The organism is Rhodopseudomonas sp. (genome assembly GCF_048594845.1).
Lineage (GTDB): Bacteria > Pseudomonadota > Alphaproteobacteria > Rhizobiales > Xanthobacteraceae > Rhodopseudomonas.
This window is the reverse complement of sequence record NZ_JBMDXE010000107.1, coordinates 25,924-35,341: the sequence shown is the minus strand read 5'-3', so window position 1 is coordinate 35,341 and position 9,418 is coordinate 25,924. Positions and strand designations below refer to the sequence as shown.

Annotated in this window: 9 protein-coding genes and 1 tRNA gene; 5 read left to right on the top strand and 5 right to left on the bottom strand. The window is 57.8% G+C overall.

The genetic code is table 11. The features are described from left to right. From ACOJTD_RS06305 to ACOJTD_RS06290, 4 genes are all read left to right on the top strand, one after another. A partial coding sequence (locus tag ACOJTD_RS06305) for an ATP-binding protein (protein WP_420132069.1) occupies window positions 1-1,672 on the top strand: 1,672 nt, incomplete at its 5' end. Window positions 1,673-1,755: 83 nt separating this feature from the next. Further along, window positions 1,756-2,487 (top strand): trehalose-phosphatase, encoded by a 732-nt coding sequence (otsB, locus tag ACOJTD_RS06300; protein ID WP_420132068.1) that lies wholly within the window; start codon window positions 1,756-1,758, stop codon window positions 2,485-2,487. Window positions 2,488-2,641: 154 nt separating this feature from the next. After that, complete coding sequence (gene otsA, locus ACOJTD_RS06295) at window positions 2,642-4,129, top strand: alpha,alpha-trehalose-phosphate synthase (UDP-forming) (RefSeq protein ID WP_420132070.1); 1,488 nt, start codon at window positions 2,642-2,644, stop codon at window positions 4,127-4,129. Window positions 4,130-4,490: 361 nt separating this feature from the next. Next, window positions 4,491-4,580, top strand: a tRNA-Ser gene (locus ACOJTD_RS06290). Window positions 4,581-4,788: 208 nt separating this feature from the next. Here the strand turns inward: ACOJTD_RS06290 and wecB are convergent. From wecB to ACOJTD_RS06265, 5 genes are all read right to left on the bottom strand, one after another. Beyond that, window positions 4,789-5,916 (bottom strand): non-hydrolyzing UDP-N-acetylglucosamine 2-epimerase, encoded by a 1,128-nt coding sequence (gene wecB, locus ACOJTD_RS06285; RefSeq protein ID WP_420132067.1) that lies wholly within the window; start codon window positions 5,914-5,916, stop codon window positions 4,789-4,791. An 18-nt stretch (window positions 5,917-5,934) separates the two neighbouring features. Beyond that, entirely contained in the window at window positions 5,935-6,141 is a 207-nt protein-coding gene (locus ACOJTD_RS06280; RefSeq protein ID WP_420132066.1) for a hypothetical protein, read from the bottom strand. Window positions 6,142-6,453: 312 nt separating this feature from the next. Beyond that, entirely contained in the window at window positions 6,454-6,900 is a 447-nt protein-coding gene (locus ACOJTD_RS06275; protein ID WP_420132065.1) for a hypothetical protein, read from the bottom strand. 7 nt (window positions 6,901-6,907) lie between these two features. After that, complete coding sequence (locus ACOJTD_RS06270; RefSeq protein WP_420132064.1) at window positions 6,908-7,222, bottom strand: helix-turn-helix domain-containing protein; 315 nt, start codon at window positions 7,220-7,222, stop codon at window positions 6,908-6,910. A 67-nt stretch (window positions 7,223-7,289) separates the two neighbouring features. After that, a complete protein-coding gene (locus tag ACOJTD_RS06265; protein ID WP_420132063.1) occupies window positions 7,290-7,910 on the bottom strand; it encodes a hypothetical protein in 621 nt (206 codons plus the stop codon). A 196-nt stretch (window positions 7,911-8,106) separates the two neighbouring features. Between ACOJTD_RS06265 and ACOJTD_RS06260 the strand changes: the two genes are divergently transcribed. Beyond that, window positions 8,107-9,363: a hypothetical protein gene (locus tag ACOJTD_RS06260; RefSeq protein ID WP_420132062.1), complete on the top strand. Its 1,257-nt coding sequence runs from the start codon at window positions 8,107-8,109 to the stop codon at window positions 9,361-9,363. Window positions 9,364-9,418 lie beyond the last annotated feature (55 nt).

Genomic DNA, 9,418 nt, shown 5'->3' with positions numbered 1-9,418 from the left:
CGAGGTGGAAGCTGAGGCTTTAATGCAAATTGACCTCAATGGAGAGCAAGCCAAAAATATGGTGAGTGAAGGGGTGTATCAGATCAAAATTATCATCATTGCGTTCTTTGTAATTACCATGATTTTAGGTTCACTTATCTTGGCGGATATTAGCAAAAACAATAAGTACCGTTTGGCATTGGAAAAAGCGAAGGAAGAAGCCGAGTATCATGGCAGGGCAAAGCAGCGCTTTCTTTCTAACATGAGCCACGAAATTAGAACACCTTTGCAAGCTATTTTGGGGTATTCAGAATTTATTGCCAAACAAGAAAATCCAAATAAAAAACACGTTGAGGCTATTCATCGTTCTTCTGTTCATCTACTACAAATTGTAAATGAGGTGCTAGATTACAACCGAATAACCTCGGGAGAATTCAGTTTCAAAAAAGAGAATTTCGATCTTCAAAAACTGCTTGATGAAGTAATGGACGCGGTAAGACCCTTGGCCGAAAAGAAAGGGATCAGCCTGTTGGCTAATTTTAATCTAGATGAACAGCATTGGGTAAAAGGCGATGCTTTTAGATTAAAGCAGGTGCTGTATAATCTTTTGGGAAATGCGATTAAATTTACGCAAAAGGGGCATGTGAAACTGATTGTGGATTGCAAACAGCAAGATGAAAATGTCTACTGCTATTTCACGGTTGAGGATACTGGAATAGGTTTTTCGAAGGAAGATCAGGATAAAATTTTCAAGGAGTTTGAGCAGGGCACTAACTCAGACCATCAATCGATGAACCAAAACGGTACTGGTTTGGGGTTGGCTATCGTAAAGACTTTGGTAGATGCGCAGGGCGGAAGAATTAACGCCAAGAGTAAGCTTGGCAAAGGAACATCGTTTGTGGTTTATTTACAATATCAGAAAGGAGATGTGCCTGCCGAGCCTAAGCGTTTAGAAAATACAAAAGCGGTTAACAAGGCAAAAGGGGTTTGGGTAATTGATGATGATAATTTAATCCTCAATTTGTGCGAGTTGATATTTTCTGCACATCAAATTCCGTATAAAACTTTTAGCACGGCTGATGCTATTTTGAGCGAGCCTATTGATAATGAACTGGAGTACGTTTTTGTAGATATGCGCTTAGAAGGTGGCATAACTGGAATTGAAGTACACCGACAACTTAGACAGCGCTTGCCCAAACATGTGAAATACTATGCAATTACAGCGCAAGTGTTACCCGATGAGCAACAGGCGGTGTTAGACCAAGGCTTTGAAGGAGTGATTATCAAACCTTTTAAAGCGGAGGATTTGTTGGCTTTGTTTGAGATTTCGCCAGCAACGGAGGAAATAGGTTTTGATGACAGTTCTTTGCAAAAAATGACAATGGGCGATCAGCAAATGATGGCGAAGATTTTAACTAGTTTCATTCGAGACTGCGAGGAAGATCGGGCGTTGATTAAGGAAGGCATCGCCAATCAGAACCAACCGGAAGTGAGGCTAGTGGTACATCGATTAGCTGGAAGAATTGCACAAATTGGTGCTAGAGAATTAGGTGCCGAATTTAGGCAGTTGGAACAAGAAGTTGCCGTGGTTCAAGGGTTGGATGAGACTATTCGTAATCAAATAAATACGTTGCTAGAGAAGTTGCAATCGCTATTGAAAACCGTGGAGGCTAGAGTTCAATCATTTTCTTAAAAAAACAGATACACAGTTAAAAATTAACCATTTGTTATCTTATCTGTGCATTTGTGGCAAAAAAATACTTTTAACTTTGTTTCATGCAAAATCCAACCGTAAAAGCTGTTTTTTTCGATATCGATGGTACGCTGTTGGACTTTGCGCCGACGCCGCGCGAGGTTTGGGTGCCGCCGGAGCTGGAGCAGACGTTGCGGGACTTGCACGAGCGGACGTCGGGTGCCCTGGCGCTCGTCAGTGGCCGGTCGATCAATGATATCGATCTGATCTTCGCGCCGTTGCGTCTACCAGCCGTCGGCGGCCATGGCGCGGAGATGCGGCTGCTGTCGGGCGGCGAAGCCGCTGCCGTGCATGCGCCGCCGCTCGATCCTGAACTGAAGAGCCGGCTCGCCGCGATCGCACGAATCAGCCCGGGTATTCTGCTCGAAGACAAAGGCTACTCGCTGGCGCTGCATTATCGGCTTGCGCCTCACACCGAGAAAGCGATTTACGAATCCGTGGCGGCGATCCGCGCGGAAAACCCACACGCGCCGCTCGAGGTTCTTCCCGGAAAGGCGGTCTGCGAGATCAAGCATTCCGGTTTCACCAAGGCGACCGGCGTTGTCGAACTGATGAAACATCAGCCGTTCATTGGCCGCCGTCCCGTGTTCATCGGCGACGACGTCACCGATGAAACCGTGTTCGCAATCATGCCGGAACTACGCGGTCTTGCCTTCTCGGTGGGTCGCCACAGCGATGTGGTCGACGGACATTTCGAGGAACCGCGCGACGTGCGGGAATGGCTGACGCGTCTGCTTGATCCGCCACCGAAATAAGTTGGTACTACAGCAACATGCGTCGCCTTACCGCGCCGAACTGTGCGGCACATGACCATCGGCTCGCCTTAATGTTGTTCGAATTGCGTCATGGAACGAACTCGATGAACGGTTGTTAATTCACCAATCATCAATAGGGGCGCCGGAGGGACAAGTGAACCTAGTCGTCGTTTCCAACCGGGTGGCGAGGGCGTCGGCCAACGAGCCGATGACCGGCGGTCTGGCCGCAGCGTTGCTGCCAGTCGTCGAGAAATCTGGAGCTATTTGGGTCGGTTCCAGTGGTCGTGTTCGCGATGGAGCTCAGCGGGAACCCTTCGCGGAAATTGAAGAACTCGGCGCGGGGGCTCTGGCGATGCTGGATCTGCCGGCGGCGCATTACGGCGGATATTACGAAGGTTTTGCTAATTCGGCGCTGTGGCCGGCGCTTCATTCACGGGCCGACCTGATTCGCGTCTCGCAGGACGACTACCACTCCTATCGCGAAGTGAACGGTTTCATGGCGCGAGCGCTGATGCGCTTCCGCAAGCCGGATACCGCTTTCTGGATTCAGGATTACCATTTTCTTGCGCTGGGCGCAGAATTGCGTGACCTCGGCGTAACTCAGCCGATCGGCTTCTTCCTCCACACACCCTGGGCATCTCCCGCCACGATGGGCTGTGTGCCGCACAATCGCGAACTGATCGAAGCGATGCTGGCCTACGATCTCATCGGATTTCAGACCGAAGAGGATCGCAGCAATTTTCTCGCTTACGTTCAAAGCGAGCTGGGGCTGTCCGTCGATGACGGCGTCATCAGCAGCTCGCGCGGCGTATCCCGCTGCCAGGTCTTTCCGATCGGCATCGACGCCGACCTGTTCGCGCAGCAGGCACAGAAAGCCATGGCGCATCCGGATGTGTCGCGACTGCGCAAGAGCCTGAACGGCGAGAAGCTGGTGATCGGCGTCGACCGGCTCGATTACTCCAAGGGCCTGATCAATCGCGTCAACGCGTTCGAGCGGATGTTGACGACGCGGCCTTCGCTGCAGCGAAGCGTGTCGCTGCTGCAGATTGCGACTCCATCGCGTGGTACGATCGAAGCGTATGGCAACCTGCAGGGCGACCTTGCCCGGCTCGTCAGCGACGTCAATGGCCGGCTCGGCGAGGCCGACTGGACGCCCATCCGCTATCTCAACAAAGGCTTCCGTCAGGCAGTGCTCGCCGGCCTTTATCGAACCGCGCAAGTCGGTCTGGTGACGCCGCTGCAGGACGGCATGAATCTGGTGGCGAAGGAATATGTCGCTGCCCAGAATCCGATCGATCCCGGCGTGCTGGTGCTGTCGAAATTTGCCGGCGCCGCAAACGAGCTCGATACGGCGCTGCTGGTCAACCCCCATGACATCGAAGGCATGGCCCGGGCGATCTCGACCGCTTTGGCGATGCCGCTTACGGAGCGCCGGATGCGGTGGGAAGTCATGATGGGCAAGCTGCGCCGCGGCAGCGTTCAATCCTGGTTCTCGGATTTCGTTGCGGCGCTGAGCGACGCCCATGCTGGAGCACGCGAGGCAGCGAGTTCCGGGACTGCCACCGAGGCTCCGCCTCTCAAGATGGCCGGCGGTTGGTCTCGGCGCCCGCCGATGTCGTTCGGTGGCGCGATCCTGCAGTAGGCTAGGGGGGCAGGAGGAAGCCCCAAGGCGTGGTCGGCGATTCGATCGAAGCGACGGCGAGGGCCTAAGCTGACCACATCGCGATCGCTCGCCGCGGTTGTTCGGATGGGGGGAGGAATTCCTCAGCGATAGGCAAAGGCGCGGTGGTCCCGGGCGTTCGGACCTCGCCCTTCGCTCTAGATTTAAGAATCCGAGGGCGTTCGATCTGTGCTGCCTGCCCCCGTTCGGCAGAGCGTCCGCCACGCGACGGCGCTCCTTCCACACCAGAACAGCCCCTCAAATCAATATTTTAGCCGAAATCTCCCGCAGTCCGCGCCGATCCCTTGCAAAAACCGCGCGGCGCGGTCATGAGAGGGCGCCCGGAGAGATGGCCGAGTGGCTTAAGGCGCACGCTTGGAAAGCGTGTGTGCGGGAAACCGTACCGTGGGTTCGAATCCCACTCTCTCCGCCATTCCCGAGAAATTCCGCATTCAAAGCTGCCAGCCCGCTCGCGGGCCTGCGATCTCCTCGCGCCCGCCGTCGCATTCGCTCGCCGTCAAATGCGGACCTCCGGAAACCTAACAACTGAGGTTTTCGTCGGACCGCGTTCCCGCGGAGCCGACCGTGCGCTGGCCAATCGTGAGCAGCCGCTGGATGCGGTCTGCTCTGTCCGACTCCCTCTATTCTGCGGCCTGCAGCATCTGGTCGGCCTCGCCGGCCAGCACGGCGGCGATCCGTTCGCCGGCGTCGCCGGTGCCGAACGGGTTCGGTCGTGACAGCAGTTGCGGGGACGGCGACGCCGTCAGGGCGCGGACGCCGCGCACGATCGATCCGGCATCCGACCCGACGAGCCGGCCGAATCCGCTGTGCAGCACTTCGGGCCGTTCCGTGGTTTCGCGGGTGATCAGGATCTGCAGTCCGAACGACGGCGCCTCTTCCTGGATGCCGCCGGAGTCGCTGACGACGCACCAGGCGCGCGACAGCAGATGGACGAAATCCTGATACTGCAGCGGCGCCAGCACGCGCACGTTCGGCGCTTCGCCCAGGATCTCGTCGACCGTCTGGCGAACATCGGGATTGAGGTGAGCCGGCAGCACGATGACCTTGTCGCCGTCCTTGCCGAGGGTGCGCAGCGCCTGCAGCACGCGGATCATCGGCTCGCCGATATTCTCGCGCCGATGCGTCGTCGCGAGCACCAGCTTGCCGGGCGGCAGATTGGAGATCGCACGATCGATCGGCTGATAGTCGCCGGCGACGCGCCGCCGCGTATAGAGCAGCGCATCGACAACGGTGTTGCCGACGACATGGATGCTCGCGGGCGGGATGCCCTCGCGGATCAGGTTGACCTCGGCGCGCGGGGTGGGCGCGAAGTGCACCGACGTGGCGACCGACACCAGCCGCCGATTGAATTCTTCCGGCCAGGGCGATTGCAGATCGTTGGTGCGCAGGCCGGCTTCGACATGCGCCACCGGCACCTTGCAGAGGAAGCCCGCGATCGATGCGGCGACCGCAGTGGTGGTGTCGCCCTGGACCACCAGCCAGTCGTAGCGGCCGCGTCGGAGCTGATCGCCGATCAGGCGGACGATCTCCCCGAACTTGTCGGTCAGTTCAGGTTGGCGAAGCGAGTCGAGCCCCCCATCCACCGTCAGCTGGATGTCGAACAGGTCGAGCAGTCCGGCGGCGAGTTCCACATGCTGCCCTGTCCAGACGGCGTCCGTCTGGACGTCGGGGCGCCGGTCCAGTGCCTGATACACCGGAGCGAGCTTGATGATCTCCGGACGCGATCCAAATGCGAGAAGTACACGCATGCGTCTTGCTCCTGCCGGTTAACGCCTGATCCTGGAGAAGTGGTGTGGAGTCTGTTGGTTCAGCATGCCGAAGCCGGGCTGATGAAACGAGATCGGGAGTTCGTCCGCTGCCGGCGCGGTGCGCTGAATGCTGCGTGCGAGAATGTCGATGAACGAATCGTCGAGCGAGGTCCGATCGATCGGTCCGCTTGTCGCAAGCATTGCTGAGGCGATGATGTCGTCCATGAGCGCTGCTACTACGTAAGATTAATGATTTATTTACATATACGCGGGTCGAGAGGCTTGAAAAGAAGATTCGAAGATTCGTCACAGATTGATTCGGCTTAGTGCTAATCGTTGATCTAAAGATCAACAAAGCGCGGGCCGCATGTGAGCTAACTAATCACGCTGTCTCGAACGAGGCAGCCGATGCTCTCGCGATGAGCAGGGATATCGATCGAAGCGCGGTTGAAGGTTGGCTCTCCACCGGCGCAGCCCGGCGATGTGAGCGCAGCGAGACGATCTCGGCCGCCGCTCGGCGGGCCGAGTCGCTGCCGGTCAGCCGCGAATATGAAGTGAGCCGAGATGAAGTTCGTGCGGGCCGCCGTCGATCAGCGCGCGCACATGGATCAGTCCGGCACTGCGGATCTCGATCGGCTCGATGATCAGGCTGGCGGAGACGACGATATAAGGTGGCGCCTCGGCGCCCGGAGGAAGCGAATCCAGCAGCGCGAGCTGAGCGCTCGGCGGCGGCACCTCGATCGGCTCCTCCGCGACGGGCTTGTCTTCGTCCGGAAGGTAGCAGCGCGCCATCAGCGAGCTGTAGGGTTTGTTGGCGGGCGAGCAGACTGTGACGTGGAAGCACAGTTTCGGCAGCATCACCGGAAACGGCCGGTCGACCACCATCACCGCATTGTAGCAGCGGAGAAAGCTGAGTTTGCCCCCCGGTTCGATCCGGATGTCGTCGCAGAAGATACAGTAACCATACCGATCGAGCGCTTGCACTGACGCATTACTCCTTGGACTTCAACAGAGCGCTCGACGCCGTGGGGTCGGCGGACCCGTTCGATTTGGCGAGGTTGACGACCTTGATCGGGCCGTGCCCGATCGTCGACGTGCTGCTGATGTCGTTGCAGCCGAAGCCGTGGGACGGCTCCTGGAGCTGCAGCGAGACTTCCATGTTCATGGCCCAGGCGAGTTCGGCGAGGCTTCTTAATGTGAGATTGCTCTCGCCGGAGAGCTGTCGGTTGATCTGCGAGCGGTCGACTCCGAGCCGCTTTGCGAGGGCCTGCTGTGTCAGGCCCTCGGCCTTTTTCTTCTCAGACAATACGCGAAGTAATTCAGTGCGCACGCGCGAAATAAGCCGTCCTGCACGTTGCGCCCTGCTGCCGATATCAAAATGAAACGACGTCATCGGGGCTACTGCCTTTCACACACAGGTTGTCTTCTACACCTAATTCTCGTCGAATTCGCCTAATTGAAATGCGATAACCTCGATATAAATCGTGATCCTTAACGCGGTTGGTCCAGTCCCCGAATACCGCGGCAAAGCAGTCCTTCTTCAAGAACCAGCCGAAGATGCGCACGTCCGGGGTCTTGAATTCCCAGACGGCGTTCGGCTCCACGCGAATGATGCGAAACTGCCGGGTGTAGATCATCTGCTTGCCGGCGGTGAACGCGTAGAACAGTGCGTCGACTTGTTCGGCGACGGTCGCGTCGCCGAGGCGTTGCGGTGGCTCTTCTCCTGCTAACAGCGTTCCCAGCCATTCAATGAAGCCCCGCGTGCCGTACAGCAGGCGAACGGGTTGTTCGCCGGCGGCGAGATCGACTTCGATGCGGATGAGCGCGCCGCTGTCGACTAGGTCTTGGATTGTTGACATAGAAATCAACGCCTCGGAGCAGGAATGCCGTGTTGATGAGGCTTCAACGATGTTGATGTTTAAGTCAACAAGAGCGTTTAACCATTCTCCCGGCTGCTCATTCTCCAAGTCTTTCTGCTCCGTGATCGACCGCACGGTGCGTAATCCGTCCTATAAGTGAACCAACTAACAAGTAATCGACCGTGAGCAATCGCACACGAACGTTGAGTAACAACGCACCAATTAAGCTAAATAATCGGATTGCCATTGTCGAGTCGCTTAACTTTTAGTTAAACTATTACCTGAGGGCAGCGATGGTCGCTGACCCCGCGTTGGTTAACAGGGAACCGTCATGAAGAAGGTGACAGCACTGGCCATCTTGTTGGCCTCGACCTCGCTGGCTTCGGCCGCTGGCATTAACGAATCCTTCGTCGCGCAGGTCGGTGTGAGCAACACCTCGACCGTCGGCCAGACCGGCGGCAACAACAAGCAGGGCACCGCGCAGTTCGGCTACAAGAACAACGCCATCACTTCCCAGGATCAGGCCGGCGCGAAGACCAACGCGTCGGGCACGCTGCAGATCGGCGCCAAGAACCAGGCGAATGTCGGCCAGACCGGCGGCAACAACAGCCAGGGCACCGTGCAGGTCGGCGTCGCGAACTACGCGAAGACCTATCAGGAGGGTGTGCAGGGCTCGAAGACCAACACTTCCTCGACTGGTCAGTTTGGCTATCTGAACAGCTCGGTGGTCGGTCAGACCGGCGGCGCCAACGATCAGAGCACGTTGCAGTTCGGCACCAACAACAACTCGGCGACCTCGCAGGGCACTAACAAGCAGGGCGGCAAGAATAGCGCCGATACGCTGCAGGCCGGTGCCGGCAACGTGTCGACCACCACTCAAGGCTCGAACGGTGCGGCGGCGCAGCAATTCAAGCCGTTCAGCGCCTATACGGGCGGCGACAACACCTCCACGGCTGCTCAGTTCGGCGTCAAGAACTGGCAGATCACGAACCAGAATGCGAATGGCGCTACTACGGGTTCGGGCGTTCTTACGGCGGGCTGGAATGGCGTCGACAATAGCGCTGCGACGTTCCAGGCCGGCTACAACAACGGCGCGATCACGACGCAGTACGGCCAGCATCTCTTCTCGGCCGGCAACCAGTCGCTGACCGCGCAGTTCGGCGCCGAAAACTACGCCAACGTCTCGCAGGTCAATGGCCTGAACGCCCAGGGCACCCTGCAGATCGGCTACAAGAACGACGCCACCACCACCCAGTCGAGCGCCCTCACGACGGTCGGCGCCAACGCGGCGGCAACCATTCAGGCCGGCGCCAAGAACCACGCCGGCACCACCCAGGTGGCGAATCCGCTCGTCGGCAGCCTCAACACCTCGCTGATCGCCCAGTTCGGCGCCCAGAACTCCGCTTACGCCAACCAGACCGGCCCGCAGCCGTCGAGCATGTCGATCCAGCCGAACACCCAGGCGACCCTCCAGGTCGGCTACGCCAACCAGGCCTATACCAGCCAGGTCGCGAGCGCGTCGGTCTCCAACACCTCGGTGACCGCGCAGTTCGGCTCGCACAACGTGTCGACCGTCGTCCAGCACTAACCGGTCGCAGCGGCGGGGCGTGAGCCCCGCCGTCTGCTTCTCGCATCTGCGTCAT

What these genes read in the sequence shown, in the direction of transcription:
- otsB (WP_420132068.1), top strand. Translation starts at nt 1,756, where the DNA reads ATGCAAAATCCAACCGTAAAAGCTGTTTTTTTCGATATCGATGGTACG.
- wecB (WP_420132067.1), bottom strand. Translation starts at nt 5,916, where the DNA reads ATGCGTGTACTTCTCGCATTTGGATCGCGTCCGGAGATCATCAAGCTC.
- ACOJTD_RS06280 (WP_420132066.1), bottom strand. Translation starts at nt 6,141, where the DNA reads ATGGACGACATCATCGCCTCAGCAATGCTTGCGACAAGCGGACCGATC.
- ACOJTD_RS06260 (WP_420132062.1), top strand. Translation starts at nt 8,107, where the DNA reads ATGAAGAAGGTGACAGCACTGGCCATCTTGTTGGCCTCGACCTCGCTG.